Raw genomic sequence first — 18384 nt, forward strand, 5'->3', positions numbered from 1 at the left:
TCACTTGCTGATGGACGGCGGCGTCCAGTTCGCGGGCCGGTCCACGCCACGGCGTGCGGTGGCGACATCGGCGGCGGGCTTGAGGAACTGCTCGGGGTCGCCGCCGTACTTCCGCACGAGCTCGGCCAGCTCCCCGTCGGTGTACATGGCGTCGATCTGTGCGGAGATCGCCTTCTCCAGCTTCCCCGCCTGCTTGGGGAGGTAGAAGCCGGTCTGGTAGGGCTGGAAGTACTGGTAGGCGGGCTTGGCCTTGACCTCGGCGGCGGTCGGCGGGGTCAGGTACTCAGTGCTGATCTTCAGGTCGGGGCGCTGCTTCTGCGCCGCGATGATGAGCAGCGGGTCGAGGAAGCCGACGTCGATGCGGCCGGCGCCGAGGTCGTCGAAGACGCCGTTGGCGTCCGGGTAGGCGTGCAGCTTGGCGCCGGGCACGGACTGGATGGACTTGACCCAGACGTAGCCCTCGACGGTGCCCAGGTTCAGGCCCTTGAGGTCGTCGACCGTCTTGTACGTCCTGCCGTCGCGCACCGCCATCGCCGGGGGCGAGTAGTAGGGCGGGTCGGTGAACAGGCCCTGCTTCTGCCGCTCGGCGGACCAGGCGACACCGCCGACGGTGATGTCCACCCGGCGGGACTGCACCCCGGCCAGCATCCCGGCGAAGTCGGTGACCTGCGGCTTGATCCGCAGACCGAGCTTCTTGGCGACGGCGGTGAGGATGTCACCGTCCAGGCCGACGATCTTGCCGGCCCGGACCGTGGTGTACGGGGCGTAGGGCTCGACGGCGACCTTGATGACCCCGGGTGTGAGGGTGCCGAGGGCGGCGGTCTTCGCCGAGACGTTCTTGGGGTCGTCGCCACCGCCGGAGCCGCACGCGGCCACCGTCGAGAGCAACGCCACGGTCAGGAGGGCGGATATGAGGGAACGGGAACGCGCACGGATCATCGGCTCGGGCCTTCCGTCTGGGCGCTGAAGGGACCCGCCGTTCACCGCGCTGTGCCCTCGGCGGGGTTCTGATTGGGGCCATACGCTAGGGATCGCGCAGGCACGCGTCATCGGTCACTCCGTACGAGGTTGTGGCCGAAATCGCCCCCTCCCCTGTACGGTGCGGCCAAAGCGGAACCGGCCCGTCGGCGGGAGGACCACCGTGCTGAGCCCGTCACTCGCCCAGGAGATCGCCGCGGACACCTCCGCCGTGATCGGCTTCAACGTGCTGATCACCGACTCGGACGGCATGGTCATCGGCAGTGGTGACACCAGCCGGGTGGGCACCTTCCACGAGGCGTCCGTCGAGGTCGTACGCACCCAGGAACCCGCCACCCACAGCGCCGCCGAGGCCCAGCGGCTGCGCGGGGTGCGGCCCGGCTGCACACTGCCCCTGGTCGCCGGCGGGCGGGCGGTGGGCACGGTCGGCATCACCGGGACCCCCGGCCAGGTGCGCCGCTTCGGTCTGCTGGTCAAGCGCCAGACGGAGATCCTGCTGCGCGAGTCGGTGATGCTCCGCTCCCGGCTGCTGGCCGAGCGGGCCGCGGAGAAGCTGCTGGCCGACATCGCCTCGTACGACCCGCAGGTCGTCGAGGGCGAGTTCCTGATGTTCCGCGCCGCCGAACTCGGCTTCGACCTGCGCCTGCCACGGGTCGCGGTGGCCATCGAGGTGGGCGTGCCCAGCACGACGGCCCGCCGGCACCGTACGCCGACCCAGGACATGGCGCTGATCCGCTCGGAACTGCTGCGCACGGTCCGCGAGGTCTTCGCCGACCCGCAGGACGTCGTGGCCTCCACGACTCCCGGATGGATCGGCGTGTTGCACCGGCTCACCGACCGGAGCCCGGCGGCCGACCTGCTGGCCGCCTGTCGCCGGGTCACCGATGTGATCGCCGCCCAGGACGGGCTGACCGCCCGCGCCGGCATCGGCGAGCCCGCGGCCTCCGTCGGCGGACTGCACGACTCCTACCAGGACGCCTGTGACGCGCTGCGCCTGGGTTCCCGGCTCGCGGACGGCTCCCGGGTCCATGCCATCAGCGACCTGCGCGTCCATCAGCTCCTGGCCGCCGTCGGCCAGCCCGCGCGCGGACGTCTGCTCGATCTGACCACGGCCGATCTGCGCGCCCAGCCGGACTGGCCGGCGCTGCGGGACACGATCACCGCGTGGTGCGAGAGCGGCTTCAACCTCGTGCGGGCCTCGGCGGCCCTGCACATCCACCGCAACACGGTCGTCTACCGCATGCACAAGATCGAGCAGATCACCGGCCGCCCGCTACGGGAGCACCGCACCACCATGGCCCTGTATCTGGCCTGTCTCGCGGACCAGTTGGCGGGCGGCGAGGAGGCCCGCTGACGGAGCCTCGTCCCTGACGCGTCAACCGGCGGCGCGGGCGCTGCCGGATGCCGGCTACCGCTTCTCGACGGTGTACGTCAGGTGGGTCACCCGGGACGAGGCGTCCGTGCGGGTCTGCCGCAGGGCCAGATGGTCGGGGTCCACGTGGTCGAACAGGCGGATGCCGGTGCCGAACAGGACGGGGGCCAGCGTGATCGAGAACTCGTCGACCAGGCCGCTGTTCAGGTACTGCTGGATCGTCTCGGCGCCCCCCGCGATGCGCACGTCCCGGTCGCCGGCGGCCTCGCGGGCCTGGAGCAGGGCGCTGTCGATGCCGTCGTTGACGAAGTGGAAGGTCGTCCCGCCCGGCCGCTCCCAGGGCTCACGCCCGGTGTGGGTGACGACGAACACCGGAGTGTGGAACGGCGCCTCCTCCGGCCAGGCCAGCTCGCCGCCGTCGAACATGCGCTTGCCCATGACGCTCGCACCGGTGCGCTCGTACGTCGCCCGGGCGATGTCGTTGTCGACGCCCTCCTCGCCGCCCTCGCCGAGTTTGAGGTTCTCCCTGAACCACCGCTGCGGGAACAGCCACGCCTGCAGCTCCGACCACTGCGCCAACCAGCGCCGGGTCCTCGGGTCGTTCTGGCCTTCGGGCGAGAACACGTACCGGACGGGCACCGCCTCGGGCGCCACGAAGCCGTCCAGTGACATCGTCACACTGAAGAACACCTTCCCGGCCATCAGCCCTCCGCTCCCCTCGGTGCCGTCTCGTTCCCGGTGAGTTCGGCGACGTAGGCCGCCAGGTTGCCCAGCGTCTGCTCGCCGCCCTCGATCGCGTGGTACTTCTCCACGGCCTCGTCGCGCAGTTCCCTGGTGGGGAAGACCGTGCGCATCACGATCCGGGTCCGCCCGCCGGCCGGCGCGAAGGTCAGGACCGACTCGAAGGCGTTCGGATCGTCGCGGGACTCGCCGTGCAGCAGCGCGATCCGCTCCGGCGCGGCGATCTCCCGCCAGGTGATCCACTCCTGGTAGTCGGTTCCGTCCGGCCCGTGCATCACGAAGTCCCAGACTCCGCCGACGCGGAACTCGAAGGTCCGCGTCGTGGTGGTGAAGCCCTCCGGCCCCCACCATCGCGACAGGTGCCGGACCAGCGTGAACGCCTCGAACACCAGCTCCCGGGGTGCGTCGATCACCCGGGAGATCACGATTTCGCGGTCCGCGGTCGTGGGCGCGGGCTCGCCGCCGCTACTGGTCGTCGTCATCGTGGGGTTCCTCCTGCCTTGCCTGCTTCAACTCCTGCACGTACTCGTCCAGCCGGTCGAAGCTCTCGTTCCAGAACCGCTCGAATCCGCCCACCCACTCGTGGACCGGCCGCAGCCCGCGGGCGTCCAGCCCGTACAGCCGCTGCTTGCCCATCCCGCGGACCCGCACGAGCCCGACCTCCCGGAGGACCCGCAGGTGCTTCGACGCCTGCGGCTGGGTCATCCCCAGGTCCCGCGCCAGGTCGGTCACGGGCCGCTCGCCGCCCCGCAGCAGTACCAGGATCTCCCGCCGCTGCGGTTCGGCGATCGCGTTGAACGCGTCCGAGGTCGTCGCCGCTCGTGCCATGAGGCCATCATATGCCTATATCGGCATGCGTCAACGCGGCAACGGCTGCACATTGCCCCGCAGAGTGTCCCTAGTCGGCTCGCACCAGTCCCGCGACATGGGTGATCACCGTGTCGAGGATGTCCGCCCAGGCCGACTCGTCTCCGAGGACCAGGTAGTTGAGGGTCAGGCCGTCGGTCATGGCGGCGAGGTAGCGGGCCAGGGCGGTGGCGGGGACGCGGAGCCGGAGGTCCCTGCCCTGGCTCAGGCGCTGGATCAGGTCGGTGTAGGCGATGCCGTACAGCTCGTACTGGCGGCGGGCCAGGTGCTCGAACCCCGGCTCACGCAGGGCGTACTGGGTGAGTTCGTAGGTGAGCATGTGCTCGTCGGGATGGGCGCGGACGTGGTCCCAGTACGCCTGGAAGCCGGCCCGGACGGTGTCCTCGAGGGTGGCCCGGGGACGCAGTGCCTGCGTCACCACGCTCACCGAGTGGTCGGTGAGCGTGGTGATGACGGACTCCACCAGGGCCTGCTTGGAGTCGAAGCAGTAGTGGAAGACGCTCAGCGACACGCCGGCCTCGGCGGCGATGGACCGGGTCGTCGTCTTCGCGACTCCGTCGCGGGCCATCGCCCTGATCGCCGCCTCCGTCAGCTGCCGGCGCCGCTCGGCCGACGGCATCCGTGCCATGCGTGAACTCCCGCCTCAGGCGCTGTGAACACCGACCTCGTACAGCGAGTATCCCCAGTCGGTGCCCCGCTGGAGGCCCTGCACGCGAACGTAGCGCGCCGGTGTCCCGGCGAACACGGCGGTGTCCAGTCCGCCGTCACCGGAGGAAGTGGACCACACCGTCTGCCAGTCGGTGCCGTCGGTGGAGAGGTCGATGCGGTACGCCTTGCCGTAGGCCCGCTCCCAGTCGAGCGTGACCCGCCCCACCCGGTGGGTGGAGCCCAGATCGATGCGCAGCCACTGGTCGTCGCTCCAGTCGCTGGCCCAGCGCGTGTCGCGGGTGCCGTCCACGGCCCGGTCCGGGGCGTAGCTCGTGAAGGGGTTCCACTCCGCCGAACTGGCCGTCGCGGAGGCCCCGTCGGCGAGATTCGCCGAGGCCTGGTGCCGCTCGGTCGCGCCCCAGGTGTCGAGGTAGGACTCGGCGCCCCGGAAGAGGTCGCTCACGACGTCCTGACCGCCGACCTTGCGGATGTCCTCGATCCAGTCGGGGATCAGACCGGCGTGGGCGCCGCCGTCGGTGTTGATGTCCCAGGTGCGTTCGCCGGTGACCTGCCGGTCGATGACGGAGCCTCCGTCGGTGCTCCTGAAGGGGTACGTCACCTTGTCCGGGGCGTCGGCGCCGCGCGGGGCGGGATGTGAGCCGACGCCGTTGAAGTCGGTGCCGTAGCCGTAGCCGACCCCGTACTTGTCGCGCAGCGCCTTGGTGCGGGCGGCCTCCGCCACGAAGTCCTGCGATCCGTGCATGTACTGGGCGGCGAAACCCCCGAGCCTGTACACGCGTTCGGTCCAGTTCAGGTCCATCCAGCTGTGCGAGGAGAGCACTCCGGGGTAGGAGCCGGCCTCGAAGATGTCGAGCGCGCGGCCGACGGCCTTGACGCTCATGTGGTCGATCTCCAGCATCATCTTGCGTTTCATCATGCCGCGTACGGCGTACTCGCCGAGGTCGGTGAGGCCGCGGGTGTTGCACTGGGCGTCACCGCTGTACGACGGGACGCTCACTCCGGCCGGGAGGTCCTCCTCGGCGGCCGAGGGGGAGGCGCCGTTGATGGGGTTGTCGTGCTGGGGGCCGGTGCATTCCTCCGTCTTCCAGAAGGTGCCGGTCGACAGGAACTGCCCGACGTTGATGGCCGTTCCGAGCCCGCCCTCGTCGAAGCGGACGCCGCACAGCGCGTTGTCGAACTTGTGGCACAGGAACATCGAGCGCACGCCCAGCGAGTACAGCTCGTCGAGGCCCTTGTCGATGTCGGCCCTGCTGCACTGCGGGATGTCCAGGATCTGCTTGCAGCCGAAGGGTTCCGACGTCTCGACACCCAGGACGACGGCCAGCTTCCCCTGCTCGATGACCTGCCGGGCCTGCGCGCTGTCGGTGACGATCCGGAACCAGCCCTTGCCGGTGCCGCCGTACATCTTGTCGATGTACGCCTGGAGTTCGTAGGTCAGCTTCGCCTGGAGCCGGATCGAGGTCATCTCGTCGCAGCTGCGGTCCTTGAAGAAGTACACCGAGCAGATCACGCCGTTGGTGACGAGGTCGTTGACGAGGATCCGCTGGCCGCCGCGCCAGGCCCGCTCGACCCAGGCGTAGTAGTTGGCCTGGTGGGTCATCGAGTCGTAGGCGGGCCAGTCCTTGAAGGTGGGCCAGCCGACCGGGTCGTGCCGGCCGTCGCCGCCGTGGGTGATGTAGTCGAAGACCGCGAGCGTGCCGTCGGGGTAGTGCTCGGGGCAGTCCTTGAGGGCGTCGGCGACGCCCGCCTCGGAGAAGACCTTGCCGCAGATCAGCCGCCCGCCGAAGGCCTCGTTGGAGAAGAGGTGGTCGTGCGCGTCGATGAACCCCCGTACCTCACCTGCCGAGTTGGTGCCCGTGAAGGGCTCGCCGGTGACGTCGATCCGGGAGTCCGGCGTCGGGCGGGCGGTGGGGATCCACCACTCGTCACCGGCCGCCGAACTCGGCGTCGGCCCGAGCGCCATGGTCAGTACCAGCAGGAGCAGCGACACCAGGGTGACGTTCCTGCGGCGGCGGTACGTGCGTGGAGTCGGCGTCACGGCCCACGTCCCTCGGTCGGCGGAATGGCGCGGTTGACGAACCCTTGGGTTTGTCATGACCGGCACAAGATATGCGACGAGGATCGCGAGGGCCGCGTTCCGAGTCAAGGGTCCGGGACGCTTGACCTGATGGCGGGTGACGCCCGACCGGTGGGGACACGCACGGCCGGGCTCCCCCGCCCGCCGGCGGATCGCGGCGAGTGAGGGAGCCCGGTGCGGGAGTTCTCAGGGGCAGGTGGGCACGCCGTCCAGCCAGGCCGGGCCCTTGATGTAGATGTTCGTCATCCACGCCTTGTAGTCGGGCAGGTAGGCCCAGGCGTCGTTGGTGTAACCGTCGGAGGTGACGACCTCCGCGTGCTTCTGGCACTCGACGCGGATGGTGGTGGAGTCCGGGAAGGCGTAGACACGGTCCGCGCCGACGGAGGGCGCCGTCTTCGTCCAGACGCCCGTGCCCCAGGTCTCGAAGACATGCCCGGTGACCGCCCCGGTGTTGACGCGGACGGCCCCGAAGTAGTCGCCGCCCAGGCGGACGTCACTGACCATCAGATGCGTGCCGGACTGCTTCGCCTCGACCATCTTGCCCGCGCCGAGGTAGATCGCGATGTGGTGGAGGTCCGCCGAGGTCCCGTAGGCCAGCAGATCGCCGGGGAGCAGCGGTGCGATGCCCTGGGCCGCGGTGAAGCGGGCGGCGGCGCGGACCGTGTAGTACTGCCGGCTGGCGTCGCCGTTCAGGATGTCGGAGCCGGCGGCCTGCGCGTAGGCGTACCGGACCAGGCCCGAGCAGTCGAAGCCGAGCCGCTCGGGGTCGTGCTGGCTGGCCGGGTCGGTGGGATCCACCTGGCCGTAGGTGGCGCCGGGCCGGGCGCCGTGGCCGCCGCCCCAGGTGTACCAGGTGCCCGCGTCGACCTGGGCACAGGCGGCGGCGATCGCGCGCTCGGCGGCCGCGGAGCCGCCGGACGCGAGGACCCCGCAGCCGCTCGCCGCCGGGGCGGCAGGCGTCGCGGCGACGGCCGCGGGCGCCCAGAGGAGAAGGGCCATCAGCCCGATGAGTGTGGTGATGATTCCGGTCCGCCGGAGCATGCCGGGACCCCCGTTTTCTGTGATGTTTTCTGTGATGCGCGGATGGTCGTGCCTCAGCCTGCCGACCGGGCCCCGGCCGGTCGAGCACCCGGCGTCACCCCCCTGCGAAGGGCAACGGGAAACCCTTGGGAAACCCCGTTTCACCAGCGGAGTTCTGCCAGGCGCCTCAAGCCCGCGCGCACGCGGGAGTGGGGGACGCGGGCAGTCCCGGCATCAGCGCCTTGCGCTCCTGCGGACCCATCGCCCTGCGCAGTCGGCAGATCCGGGCGAGTTGCGCGCCGAGGTCGAGATCCCACAGACGTACGGTCCCGTCGTTGCTGCTGCTGGCCACGGTCCGCCCGTGCGGGGCGAACGCGACGCCCCACACCGCGTTCGTGTGCCCGGTGAGCGTGGCCCAGGGCCGCCGTCCCCGCACGTCCCAGAGCCGTACCGTACGGTCGCTGCCGCTGCTCGCGAGGAGTCGGCCGTCCGGTGAGAAGGCGATGCCGCGCACCGATCCGGTGTGGCCGGTCAGGGCGGCCTCCAGGCGGCGGTGGCGGACGTCCCACAGCCGGACCGTGCCGTCGTTGCCGCCGCTCGCGAGGGTCGAGCCGTCAGGTGAGAAGGCGACGCCCCGTACGGCGCCGGTGTGGCCGGTCAGGGTGGCGAGCGGCCGGCCGGTGGCCGTGTCCCACAGCCGGACCGTCAGATCGTCGCTCGCGCTGGCCAGGGTATGGCCGTCCGGACTGAACGTGACATCGTTGGCGAAGTCCGTGTGACCGGTCAGGACGGCGAGTTGACGGTGGGTCGCGACGTCCCACAGGCGGACCGTGCGGTCGGCGCCCGCGGAGGCGAGGGTGCGGCCGTCCGGTGCGAAGGCCACCGAGAACACATCGCCGGAGTGGCCGACGAGGGTCGCGAGCGCGCGGTGCGAGGGGATGTCCCACAGCCGGACCGTGCCGTCCGAGCCCGCCGACGCGAGGGTGCGGCCGTCCGGCGCGAACGCCACCGAGAACACGCTCTCGCGGTGACCCGTGAACGTCGTCACGATCCGGTGCCGTGCCACGTCCCACAGGCGAAGGGTGTGGTCCGCGTCGGCGGTGGCGAGGAGTTTCCCGTCCGGGCTGTACGCGGCCTGCGAGACCTCGGTGAACGGACGCGCCGTCAGCACCGGGCCGCGCAGGTCCCACAGCACCACGGACTGGTCGAACCCTCCGGTGGCCAGCGTCGTGCCGGTCGCGTTCACGGCGACGGACATCACGTAGTCGGTGTGGCCCGCGAGGATCGCCGCAGGACGGCCGCTGCGCACGTCCCACAGACGGGTCGTGCCGAAGCCGCCGGCGCTGACGACCGTGGTGCCGTCCGGGGTGTAGGCGACCGCGTTGACGTCGTCGCTGTGTCCGGTGAGCGTCGCCGTGGCCCGGTGTGCGGTCACGTCCCACAGCCGTACGGTCCGGTCGACGCCACCGGAGGCCACGCTGCGCCCGTCCGGGGCGAACGCCACCCCGAGCACTTCGTCGGTGTGCCCCCTGAGCACGGCCAGTGGGCGGGCCCGGTCGGTGTCCCACAGCCGTACGGTCCGGTCGGAGCCGCCCGAGGCCAGAGTCCGTCCGTCCGGGGCGTAGGCGAGCGTGTTGACGCGGCCGGTGTGCCCGACGAGCCGCACCTCTGTGGGGTGTCCGCCGCCCGTGTTCCACAGCTGGACCGTTCCGTCGTCGGCGGCGACGGCGAGGGTACGGCCGCGGGGGTCGAAGGCGAGCGCGTGGGCCCCCCGGGTGGCCGCGGGCAGCAGGGTCCGCAGCCGGTGGTCGGCGATTCCCCAGATCCGCACCGGGCCGTCCGTGGAGGTCGCGGCGAGCGTGCGCCCGTCCGGGCTGAAGGCGACGGAACGCACCCGCCCGGGAACGGCGAAGGTGGCGGTGGTCCGGTGGTCGCCGGCCCGGCGCAGTTGGACGGTGCCGTACGCGCCCGCCGTCGCCAGCAGCCGGCCGTCGGGGGCGAAGGCGACCGCGTTGACGGGCCCGTGGTGGCCGACGAGACGGGCGGAGAACGCCTGCGCCTGCGTGCTCAGCAGGGCCCCGCGCGCCTCGGGCGTGGGGTCGGCGCGGTAGGCCTCCTCGGCGAGCAGCATGGAGGCCTCGGGCTGGCCGCCGGCCAGGGAGGTGGACTGCACGGCGAGGGCCTGGGAACGGGCGACGCGCTCCTGGGCGAGCGCGGCCGAGCGCTGCTGGTAGGCGAGGCCGCCGGCGGTCACGGCGAGGCCGAGCAGGACGGCGAGAACGACGAACAGGGCCTGCCGCAACCGCGTCTGACGCCTCGCCAGGACGTGGCGGGCGTCCTCCTCCGCCTGGCTGGCCAGCACGAAGGCCTCTTCGCTCGGGCCGAGACGGCTGCGGCCGTCGAGTTCGTCGGCCCAGGAGCGGACGGTGTCGAGGCGGGTGCCGCGGTAGAGGGCGGACGGATCGCGCTTCTCACGCTCCCATTCCGCGGCGGCGTGGGCGAGTTGCTGGTGGATGAGGAGCCCGGCCCGGTCGGCGTGGATCCAGTCGCGCAGCCGGGGCCAGGCGTGCAGCAGGGCCTCGTGGGTGATCTCGACGGTGTCCCGGTCCACGGTGACCAACCGGGCCCGGACGAACGCGTCGAGGGCGGTGGAGGCGGCGTCCGCGTCGCCGAGTTGTTCCATGAGGGCGGCGCGGCCGGTGCGGCGCCGAGTCGCGACGGTCCCGTCGTCGGACACGTGGACGAGACGGGACAGGACGCGCCGGACGGACTTCTGCTCGGCCGGGTACAGCTGGGCGAACACCGTCTCGGCGGTGCGGGCGATGGCGCCCTGGATGCCGCCGGTGCGCTCGTAGCCGGCCACGGTGAGGGTGGTGCCCTCGCGCTGCTGCCAGGTGGCGAGGAGGGCGTGCGAGATGAGGGGCAGCGCGCCGGACGGGGTGTCGTCGGAGGCGGTGGTACGGCTCGCGCCGGCCGGTTCGTCGCGCAGGCCCGCGTCGCGCAGCAGGAGGGGGACCAGGCCGGGTTCCAGGGTGACGCCGGCGAGTTCGGCGGGCCGGGTGATGGACTCCCGCAGTTCCGCGACGGACATCGGGGGAAGCACGAACAGTCCGTCGCTGAACAGGGGCGCGAGTCCGGGCAGTTCGAGGCAGCGTCCGGAGAAGTCGGCGCGGACGCCGAGCACGACGACCGCCGGGTCCGGGCCGGTGGACAGCGCGTGCAGGACCCGTACGAACGTCCGTCTCTCGTCGTCGTCGGAGCAGAGGGTGAACAACTCCTCGAACTGGTCGACCAGCAGCACCGGCCGCACCGGTGGCGGGCGGCGGCCGTCCGGGCCCGGCGGGGCGCCCTCCGAGCGGGCGCGGACGACGTCCAGCAGGGTTTCGGGGCGCTCGGCCAACTCGGCCGCGGTGAGGGCGAGATCGCTGCCGAGGACCTTCGCGGTTCGTTCGAGGAGTTCGTCGAGCGGATGGGCGGTGGGCGTGAGGGCGACCACGGGCCAGCGGTCGGCGCCGGGCATGGGGAAGCCGCCGGGGCGCCGCAGTGCCGGGACGAGACCGGCGTTCAGCAGGGAGGACTTGCCGGCGCCGGACGGGGCGACCAGCAACAGCGGCCCGGCGCCGACACGTTGGAAGACCCGCTCGACCAGGGCGGCCGTCGCCCGCTCCCGGCCGAAGAACCAGGCCGCTTCCTGCGGGGTGAACGCCGCCAGGCCGCGGTAGGGACAGGCGGGCTCACCGGTGTCGGCGCCCGGCCCTGCGCCGCGCTCGGCCGGGGCGGTGTCCCGCACCAGCCGGAGCAACTCGCCCCCGGCGCCCAGGATGTGGTCACACTGACGGGCGACATCGACGGTCGCCCGCTTGACGCCGGTCTCGATCTTGCTGAGATAGCCCTTGCTGTAGTGCGTCCGGCGTGCGAGGTCGGCCAGCGACATCCCGCGCTCCCGGCGCAGCCGTCTCAGCTGCGCCGGAAAGGACGGTGTGGCCTGTGCGGGGCTTTCCGGCTGGTCGGTCCGGTCGACGCCCGCGTGTACGCGTTCCTGCTCCCCCAAGGCGTCCCCCCTGGCACTGGCCTGCCCGGATCGTGAGACGGCGGATGCCCAGGTTACTGCGGGGGTCGGACAGGGAGCCAAGCCTTTCACCCGGAGTGGCGAGAACGGGACCGCCGGGACCGGTGTGGGGCCGGTCCCGGCGGTCGCTCCCCCGTGGCGGAAGGCGCGTTACGGGCGGTTGAGGGTGATGGAGTTGATGGGTGTCAGGTCGGCGTTGACGCCGTATCCCTCGGCGATCGGCGTGCCGCAGTCCGTGCCGTTGTAGGCCTTGCACAGGCTCATGGACGCGCCGCCGTACTGGTTGTTGAGGACCCAGTGCTTGCCCAACTGGTTGCTCAGGTTGTGGGCGCCGTAGCTGTAGTACACATCGGTCGGGTGCGGGTTGTCGGCCGGTACCACTCCCTGGCCGTAGATGCAGACCGCGCCGTACGGGCACCCGTCCCACGAGTCGTCGGCGGGCGCGGCCTGGGCGGCGCCGCTCATCGCCACCACTGCCGTGGCCGCGGTCGCGAACGCGGCGGCGGCGCTCATCATCTTGCGCATGTTTCCCCCTAGCGGGTCTCCTGCGTCGTCGCAGGCCGTGCTTCGAACTGACGGGATCAGCCTGTCCCGGGAGGCTGCCGGGATCGACGGGTTTCCTGTTGCCCGTCCGCGGGGTGACCGGGAAACCCCGTGTGAACTGGGGCTTCACGGGGCGGCGGGCAACCGGTCGGTTGCAGGGCTCGGGAAGGGCTTGCGGCATCGCCTGCGCGGCGTGGATCCTCGGGCCATGGGATTCGCCGTCTTCATGACCTTGCCCGGGCTGGTCATCCTGCTGACCGCCGTGGCCTTCGTGGATCAGCTGCTTCTGCGGGCCGGGCGGGCAGGTCTGTTGCCCTGGCGCAACAGCGTCCGGCAGGGCCAGATCTCGGCGACCGGTTTCGAGCAGCTCCACGCGAGCTTCTCGCCCGGCAAGCAGAACGAGCTGAAGGAGCGTCAGTCGTCCCTGGTCATGCGGGACGACGAGGAGGACGGGGCGCCGCCGAACCGGACGACGGTGGACCTGGACGGAGGGGTCGCGGTCGTCCGGGTGCCGCACGCCGGCCAGTAGCGGCCCAGTCGCCCAGCACCGGAACGCACTCCTCGGCGAAGTGCTCGTAGTCGTCGGCGGTGTTGTAGACATGGGCGGACAGGCGCAGATACCCGATGCCGTCGAAGCTGGTGAAGGCGGCCTCCACGTCGAGTTCGCGGGCGACCCGGTCGCGCAGCGCATCGGCCTCGACCCGGGTGGTGCCGAGGCCGTCCGGGAGCCGTACGAGGCGCATGCCGGGGACGGGCATGCCGACGTCGACGCGACTGTCCTCGCCGGTGAGGCGGGTGACCGCGGCGCCGATCAGCTGGGCGCCGTAGTCGGCGAGGTCGTCCATGTAGCGGCGGGCGGCCGGCCAGCCCCAGCTGCGTTCGACGAAGGCGAGGGCGGTCGGCGCGGCGAGGTAGGAGGTGGCGTCGAGCGTGCCCTGCTGGTCGAAGCGGTCGGGGTACGGATCCGGGGCGCCCCAGGAGTCGATGAGCGGGTGCAGCCGCTCGCGCAGGGGCCCGCGGGCGACCAGGGCCGCGGTACCGCGCGGGGCGCAACCCCATTTGTGCAGGTTGCCGGTCCAGAAGTCGTAGGGGGCGTCCGCGAGCGGCGCGGCGAGCAGCCCCGGCGCGTGCGCGCCGTCGACCAGCATCGCCACGCCCCGGCGCCGCGCCTCGGCGCCGATCCGCTCGACGGGCAGCCGGCGAGCGGTCGCCGAGGTGATCTGGTCGACGACCACCAGCTCCGTGGCCTCCCCGAGCTCGGCGACGACGGCCTCGTACGCCTGGTCCTCGTCCGCGTCGAGCGGCACCCGCGCGGTCCGCACCCGTCCGCCCCACCGGCGCGCCAGCCGCTCGGCACCCATGGTGACGGCCCCGTAGCCGTGGTCGGTGACGACGATCTCCCCGCCGCCCCGCCGGTCGAGCGCGGCGTACACCACGCTGGCGCCGGCGCTGGCGTTGGGCACCAGGGCGAGATCGGCGGCGTCGACCCGCAGGAATGCGGCGAGGTCGGCCCGGGTGGCGGCGAGGCGCTGGGGCAGCGCGGGGAACCACACCACCGGCGAGCGCTCCATCTCCGCGCGCAGCGCCTCCTGCCGCCGCTGGGCCACCAGGGGAACCGCCCCGAACGAACCGTGGTTCAGATGCCTGAGCGCCGGGTCCAGCGACCACGCCTCGACGGCGAGCCTGCCGTCGGCCAGCAGCAGGGGGTCCGGCGCGGTGACCAGCTCGGTCTTGCTCACGTACGACAGCCTCCGGGGAACAGACGGTGTCCCGGCATCCTGGCACGGCGGTGATCGCGGCAGGACGCCCGGGTCGGTCCCGGAGCGCCACCGGGGAAACGCGGTTGACCCCGCTGGAGGTCCCACGGTCGGATGACCGTCCATGACCACAGGACAGACGCGTCCCGGCCTGCACCCCGTCGACCACGAGCTCGTACGGCGGCTGATCACCGACCGGTTCCCGCGGTGGGCGGAGCTGCCGATCGAGCGGTTCGTCTCCGGCGGGACGGTGAACGCCGTGTTCCGGCTCGGAGAGGACATGGTCGTACGGCTTCCGCTGGTGGAAGGCGGCGCCAAGGACGTCGCGCTGGAGCAGCAGTGGCTGCCGCGGCTCGCTTCCTCGCTGCCCACGGCCGTACCGGAGGTGCTCGGGGCCGGGGAGCCGGGTCACGGGTATCCGTGGCCGTGGTCGGTGTACCGCTGGCTGCCGGGACGGAGCCCGGAGGCGGGGGTGTTGGCGGAGCCCGTGGCGCTGGCCCGGGACCTGGCCGCGTTCGTGAAGGCGATGCGCGGCGTCACGTTGCCGGGGGCGCCGCGGGCCCATCGCGGTGGGCCGCTCGCCGAACTGGACGCGGAGACGCGGGCGGCGGTCGAGCGACTTCGCGGGACTCCGGAGGAGGGCGTCGACTGCGACGCCGTCCTCGCCGTGTGGGAGGACGCGCTGCGCGTCCCGGGCTGGGACGGGCCGCCGGTGTGGCTGCACGCGGATCTGATGCCGGGCAATCTCCTGGTGGACGCCGGCCGGCTGACCGCTGTGATCGATTTCGGCTGCATGGGCATGGGGGATCCGGCCTGCGACCTGTTCCCGGCGTGGAATCTGCTGCCCGCCGGCGCCCGGGAGGTCTTCCGCGAGGCACTCGGCGTGGACGCGGCCACCTGGCGGCGCGGGCGCGCACGAACGCTGTCACAGGCGGTCATCGCCCTGCCGTACTACCGCGAGACGAACCCCGCGATGGCGGGCAACGCGCGTCATGTCATCCGGGCCGTACTGGAGGGAAGCTGACAGCTCGTCACTCCCCCGGCGTGACGGCTCGTCACTCCACCGGCCAGGTGTGCGCCGGTGCGTTGAGGTGCATGTAGTCCTTGTACGTCGTGGTCATCCGGCGCAGTGCCTCACGCCGGTCGAAGCCTCTGTTCTTCTCCAGGTGGTGGACCATCTCCGCCTGCCACAGGGCGCCGTTGCGACCGGTGACGCAGCGCTGCTCGATGACGCCGAGCAGGGGCTCGCGCCAGTCCGCGTCCATGCCGGCCAGCTCAAGCCCCCGGTGGGCCAGCGGCAGCAGGCGCCGCAACACCAGCTCGGTGACCGGGACTTCACCCACGCCGGGCCAGTAGAGGCGGGCGTCGATGCCGTCGCGGGCCGCGGTGTGCAGGTTCTCCTCGGCGACCGCGAAGGACATCCGCGTCCACACCGGCCGGTCGTCGTCGACGAGGGCGCGGGTGAGGCCGTAGTAAAAGGCGCCGTTGGCGATGATGTCCGCCACGGTGGGGCCCGCGGGCAGCACACGGTTCTCGATGCGCAAGTGCGGGCCGCTGTCGGTGACGGCGTACACGGGGCGGTTCCAGCGGTAGATCGTGCCGTTGTGCAGGGTCAGTTCGCCCAGTTGCGGAACACCGCCGGCGTCGAACGTGCGCTGCGGGTCCTCCTCGTCGCAGATCGGCAGAAGGGCCGGGTAGTAGCGCACGTTCTCCTCGAAGAGGTCGAAGACGCTGGTGATCCAGCGCTCGCCGAACCACACCCGGGGCCGTACGCCCTGCGCCTTGATCTCCTCGGGGCGGGTGTCCGTGGCCTGTTCGAACAGCGGGATGCGGGTCTCGCGCCACAGCTCCCTGCCGAAGAGGAAGGGCGAGTTGGCGGCCAGGGCGGTCTGCACGCCGGCGACGGCCTGGGCCGCGTTCCAGTAGTCCGCGAACTCCTTCGGGTCGACCTGGAGATGGAACTGGGTGCTGGTGCAGGCGGCCTCGGGGGTGATGGCGTCGGCGTACATCGCCAGCCGCTCCACCCCGTCCACGTTGATCCGCAGGTCCTCGCCGCGGGCCGCGAAGATCTGCTCGTTGAGCAGCCGGTAACGGGGATCGCCGGACAGGGCGGCCTCGCCGACGTCCGTTTCGCCCAGCGTCGGCAGGATGCCGATCATGATCAGATGCGCGCCGACGGCCGCGGCGCGTTCCTCGGCGTGGTTGAGCGCGTCGCGGATCGCCTGCTCCCAGGCGCCGGGGCCGCCGGTCGTCAGCTGCCGGGGCGGGATGTTGATCTCCAGGTTGAAGCGGCCCAGCTCGCTCGACCAGGCGGGATCGGCGATCGCCTGCAGCACCTCGGTGTTGCGCATCGCGGGCAGCCCGTGCGAGTCCACCAGGTTGAGCTCGATCTCCAGCCCCACCTGGGGCCGCTCGCTCTCGAAGCCGGACTCGCGCAGCATCTGCGCCAGTACGTCGAGACAGGTGTGCATCTTCTCCCGGTACCGACGCCGGTCCTCCCGCGTGAACACCAGGGCGGGCACATCACGTCCCATACGACCTCCCGAGTAGCCTCGGCGGATACCCCCAGCGTCCCACCACGGGCGGGCCTCGGACAAGGCGGGGCACGGGGGCTGAACTGGGTCGACACCATGAGGGACGGCACCGATGAGCAGACCGCAGTCCGAGTTCCACCGGCCCGTGGCACCCTGGCGGCGACCGCCGGGGGCGAGCGAGGGCGTCTGGGAGCAGGCGCTGGCCGAGGACCCCGGGACCGGTGACGGCACCGTGCTCCAGCGGTACGAGCCGGGTACGGACACGAGCGCGCAGGGCCCGGTCCGGCACGACTACTTCGAGGAGGTGTACATCCTCGAAGGCGCCCTCACCGATCTACGACTGGGCGAGACCTTCACCGCGGGGATGTACGCGTACCGGCATCCGGGCATGGAGCACGGGCCGTGGACGAGCGCCGAGGGTGTCGTGATGCTGGTGATCCGCAGCCGGTGAGGCGGCCCGTGGAGCCGCCCACCGAGAATCTGTGATTGGCATGGACCTGTTCATGATCCCTGGCTATGCTCGGCCGGGCACACATTGAGAGCGCTCTCACCGTTCTGCTGTTCCACCCCCACATCACTGGAACAACGAAGGGGCACTCCCTTGAGACGCACAACAGCCCTGCGCGCCGCCCTGTCCGCGGCCCTCCTCCTCGGCGGTCTGGCCGGCGCGGGCACCCTGCCCGCCTCCGCCGCCGGCACCCCCGCGCACCGCACCCAGGCACCCGCCTCCGGCGCCCTGCTCTCCGCGATGCAGCGCGACCTCGGCCTGACGAAGCGCCAGGCCGAGACGCGGCTGGCCCAGGAGAAGACGGCAACCGCCGTGGAACGCAAGGCGAAGCGGGCCGCCGGCTCCGCCTACGGCGGCTCGTGGTTCGACGCCGCCCGTGGCCGCCTCACCGTCGCGGTCACCCGCGCCGCGAACGCCGACGCGGTCCGTGCGACCGGTGCGGACGTACGCCTCGTCAAGTACAGCGCCCGGCAGCTCGACGCGGCGAAGGCCCGCATCGACGCCCTGTCCGCGCCCGCCGGGATCAGCAACTGGTACGTCGACCCCAATGCCGGCTCGGTCGTCGTGGACGTCGTCTCCGCACACCGCGATGACAACGATGTCCGGACCTTCCTGGCCCGCGCGCGCAAGGCGGGCCCCGTGACGGTACGGCAGACGTCCCACGCCCCGAGCACCCTCGCCGCCGGCACCGTGGGCGGCGACCCCTTCTACACCGGCAACGTCCGCTGTTCCATCGGCTTCTCGGTGTACGGCGGCTTCGTCACCGCCGGGCACTGCGACCAGCACACCGGCGCGGTGTACGGCTGGGACGGCTCCTACGTCGGCAACTTCCAGGGCTCCTCGTTCCCGGACAACGACTACGCCTGGGTGAACGTCGGCAGCGGCTGGTGGACCGTACCGGTGGTGCTCGGCTGGGGCACCGTCTCCGACCAGCTCGTCCGCGGCTCGGCCGAGGCCCCGGTCGGCGCCTCCATCTGCCGTTCCGGCTCCACCTCGCACTGGCACTGCGGCACGGTGCTGGCCAAGAACGAGACCGTCAACTACAGCCAGGGCGCGGTGCACGAGATGACCAAGACGAGCGTGTGCGCCGAACCCGGTGACTCCGGCGGCTCGTTCATCAGCGGCGACCAGGCGCAGGGCGTCACCTCGGGCGGCTGGGGCGACTGCACCTCCGGCGGCGAGACCTGGTACCAGCCCGTCAACGAGATCCTCAACCGCTACGGGCTGACCCTGCACACGGCCTGACCAG

At 71.9% G+C, this 18384-nt stretch carries 16 protein-coding genes; 5 read left to right on the forward strand and 11 right to left on the reverse strand.

Annotation, left to right across the window (positions count from 1 at the left end):
• Entirely contained in the window at nucleotides 1–939 is a 939-nt protein-coding gene (locus ACWCQ1_RS04795; protein WP_451025856.1) for a substrate-binding periplasmic protein, read from the reverse strand.
• Nucleotides 940–1141: 202 nt separating this feature from the next.
• Between ACWCQ1_RS04795 and ACWCQ1_RS04800 the strand changes: the two genes are divergently transcribed.
• A complete protein-coding gene (locus ACWCQ1_RS04800; RefSeq protein ID WP_358599833.1) occupies nucleotides 1142–2332 on the forward strand; it encodes a CdaR family transcriptional regulator in 1191 nt (396 codons plus the stop codon).
• A 54-nt stretch (nucleotides 2333–2386) separates the two neighbouring features.
• Here ACWCQ1_RS04800 and ACWCQ1_RS04805 read toward each other — a convergent pair whose 3' ends face one another.
• The 8 genes from ACWCQ1_RS04805 to ACWCQ1_RS04840 form a co-directional block, all read right to left on the reverse strand.
• Nucleotides 2387–3052, reverse strand: a complete 666-nt coding sequence (locus ACWCQ1_RS04805; RefSeq protein WP_358599830.1) for a dihydrofolate reductase family protein — start codon at nucleotides 3050–3052, stop codon at nucleotides 2387–2389.
• Nucleotides 3052–3573, reverse strand: coding sequence for an SRPBCC family protein (locus ACWCQ1_RS04810; protein WP_133045094.1), 522 nt, complete (start codon nucleotides 3571–3573; stop codon nucleotides 3052–3054). The genes ACWCQ1_RS04805 and ACWCQ1_RS04810 overlap by 1 nt, the downstream gene beginning before the upstream one ends.
• Nucleotides 3557–3919, reverse strand: coding sequence for an ArsR/SmtB family transcription factor (locus ACWCQ1_RS04815; protein WP_133045093.1), 363 nt, complete (start codon nucleotides 3917–3919; stop codon nucleotides 3557–3559). The genes ACWCQ1_RS04810 and ACWCQ1_RS04815 overlap by 17 nt, the downstream gene beginning before the upstream one ends.
• Before the next feature lie 70 nt (nucleotides 3920–3989).
• Nucleotides 3990–4586, reverse strand: coding sequence for a TetR/AcrR family transcriptional regulator (locus tag ACWCQ1_RS04820; protein WP_133045092.1), 597 nt, complete (start codon nucleotides 4584–4586; stop codon nucleotides 3990–3992).
• Nucleotides 4587–4601: 15 nt separating this feature from the next.
• Nucleotides 4602–6590 carry a galactose-binding domain-containing protein gene (locus tag ACWCQ1_RS04825; protein WP_451025874.1) on the reverse strand — a complete coding sequence of 663 codons (1989 nt, stop codon included), beginning with the start codon at nucleotides 6588–6590 and terminating at the stop codon, nucleotides 4602–4604.
• A gap of 300 nt (nucleotides 6591–6890) precedes the next feature.
• The gene (locus tag ACWCQ1_RS04830) at nucleotides 6891–7703 is read right to left on the reverse strand and encodes an NlpC/P60 family protein (RefSeq protein WP_451025857.1); all 813 of its coding nucleotides are present in this window, start codon (nucleotides 7701–7703) and stop codon (nucleotides 6891–6893) included.
• 208 nt (nucleotides 7704–7911) lie between these two features.
• Nucleotides 7912–11775 carry an nSTAND1 domain-containing NTPase gene (locus ACWCQ1_RS04835; RefSeq protein WP_451025858.1) on the reverse strand — a complete coding sequence of 1288 codons (3864 nt, stop codon included), beginning with the start codon at nucleotides 11773–11775 and terminating at the stop codon, nucleotides 7912–7914.
• 168 nt (nucleotides 11776–11943) lie between these two features.
• Complete coding sequence (locus tag ACWCQ1_RS04840) at nucleotides 11944–12318, reverse strand: hypothetical protein (RefSeq protein WP_451025859.1); 375 nt, start codon at nucleotides 12316–12318, stop codon at nucleotides 11944–11946.
• Between the two features lie 226 nt (nucleotides 12319–12544).
• Here ACWCQ1_RS04840 and ACWCQ1_RS04845 point away from each other — a divergent pair, with 226 nt between their 5' ends.
• On the forward strand, nucleotides 12545–12865 hold the full coding sequence (locus ACWCQ1_RS04845) for a DUF6191 domain-containing protein (RefSeq protein WP_133045088.1): 321 nt from the start codon (nucleotides 12545–12547) through the stop codon (nucleotides 12863–12865).
• On the opposite strand, the gene ACWCQ1_RS04850 is transcribed toward ACWCQ1_RS04845, so the two are convergent.
• Complete coding sequence (locus ACWCQ1_RS04850; protein ID WP_451025860.1) at nucleotides 12765–14075, reverse strand: aminotransferase class V-fold PLP-dependent enzyme; 1311 nt, start codon at nucleotides 14073–14075, stop codon at nucleotides 12765–12767. The two genes, ACWCQ1_RS04845 and ACWCQ1_RS04850, sit on opposite strands and share 101 nt — an antisense overlap.
• 142 nt (nucleotides 14076–14217) lie before the next feature.
• Between ACWCQ1_RS04850 and ACWCQ1_RS04855 the strand changes: the two genes are divergently transcribed.
• The gene (locus tag ACWCQ1_RS04855; RefSeq protein ID WP_451025861.1) at nucleotides 14218–15117 is read left to right on the forward strand and encodes an aminoglycoside phosphotransferase family protein; all 900 of its coding nucleotides are present in this window, start codon (nucleotides 14218–14220) and stop codon (nucleotides 15115–15117) included.
• Nucleotides 15118–15148: 31 nt separating this feature from the next.
• On the opposite strand, the gene ACWCQ1_RS04860 is transcribed toward ACWCQ1_RS04855, so the two are convergent.
• A complete protein-coding gene (locus tag ACWCQ1_RS04860; protein WP_133045085.1) occupies nucleotides 15149–16627 on the reverse strand; it encodes a glutamate-cysteine ligase family protein in 1479 nt (492 codons plus the stop codon).
• A 112-nt stretch (nucleotides 16628–16739) separates the two neighbouring features.
• Here ACWCQ1_RS04860 and ACWCQ1_RS04865 point away from each other — a divergent pair, with 112 nt between their 5' ends.
• Together ACWCQ1_RS04865 and ACWCQ1_RS04870 are read left to right on the forward strand one after the other, a co-directional pair.
• Nucleotides 16740–17078 carry a cupin domain-containing protein gene (locus ACWCQ1_RS04865; RefSeq protein WP_358599806.1) on the forward strand — a complete coding sequence of 113 codons (339 nt, stop codon included), beginning with the start codon at nucleotides 16740–16742 and terminating at the stop codon, nucleotides 17076–17078.
• Nucleotides 17079–17228: 150 nt separating this feature from the next.
• Nucleotides 17229–18380: a S1 family peptidase gene (locus ACWCQ1_RS04870; protein ID WP_451025862.1), complete on the forward strand. Its 1152-nt coding sequence runs from the start codon at nucleotides 17229–17231 to the stop codon at nucleotides 18378–18380.
• Nucleotides 18381–18384 lie beyond the last annotated feature (4 nt).

The sequence above is a fragment of the Streptomyces sp. NPDC002144 genome, assembly GCF_053593695.1.

What these genes read in the sequence shown, in the direction of transcription:
- ACWCQ1_RS04795 (WP_451025856.1), bottom strand. Translation starts at nt 939, where the DNA reads ATGATCCGTGCGCGTTCCCGTTCCCTCATATCCGCCCTCCTGACCGTG.
- ACWCQ1_RS04805 (WP_358599830.1), bottom strand. Translation starts at nt 3,052, where the DNA reads ATGGCCGGGAAGGTGTTCTTCAGTGTGACGATGTCACTGGACGGCTTC.
- ACWCQ1_RS04810 (WP_133045094.1), bottom strand. Translation starts at nt 3,573, where the DNA reads ATGACGACGACCAGTAGCGGCGGCGAGCCCGCGCCCACGACCGCGGAC.
- ACWCQ1_RS04815 (WP_133045093.1), bottom strand. Translation starts at nt 3,919, where the DNA reads ATGGCACGAGCGGCGACGACCTCGGACGCGTTCAACGCGATCGCCGAA.
- ACWCQ1_RS04820 (WP_133045092.1), bottom strand. Translation starts at nt 4,586, where the DNA reads ATGGCACGGATGCCGTCGGCCGAGCGGCGCCGGCAGCTGACGGAGGCG.
- ACWCQ1_RS04825 (WP_451025874.1), bottom strand. Translation starts at nt 6,590, where the DNA reads ATGGCGCTCGGGCCGACGCCGAGTTCGGCGGCCGGTGACGAGTGGTGG.
- ACWCQ1_RS04830 (WP_451025857.1), bottom strand. Translation starts at nt 7,703, where the DNA reads ATGGCCCTTCTCCTCTGGGCGCCCGCGGCCGTCGCCGCGACGCCTGCC.
- ACWCQ1_RS04840 (WP_451025859.1), bottom strand. Translation starts at nt 12,318, where the DNA reads ATGCGCAAGATGATGAGCGCCGCCGCCGCGTTCGCGACCGCGGCCACG.
- ACWCQ1_RS04845 (WP_133045088.1), top strand. Translation starts at nt 12,545, where the DNA reads ATGGGATTCGCCGTCTTCATGACCTTGCCCGGGCTGGTCATCCTGCTG.
- ACWCQ1_RS04855 (WP_451025861.1), top strand. Translation starts at nt 14,218, where the DNA reads ATGACCACAGGACAGACGCGTCCCGGCCTGCACCCCGTCGACCACGAG.
- ACWCQ1_RS04860 (WP_133045085.1), bottom strand. Translation starts at nt 16,627, where the DNA reads ATGGGACGTGATGTGCCCGCCCTGGTGTTCACGCGGGAGGACCGGCGT.
- ACWCQ1_RS04865 (WP_358599806.1), top strand. Translation starts at nt 16,740, where the DNA reads ATGAGCAGACCGCAGTCCGAGTTCCACCGGCCCGTGGCACCCTGGCGG.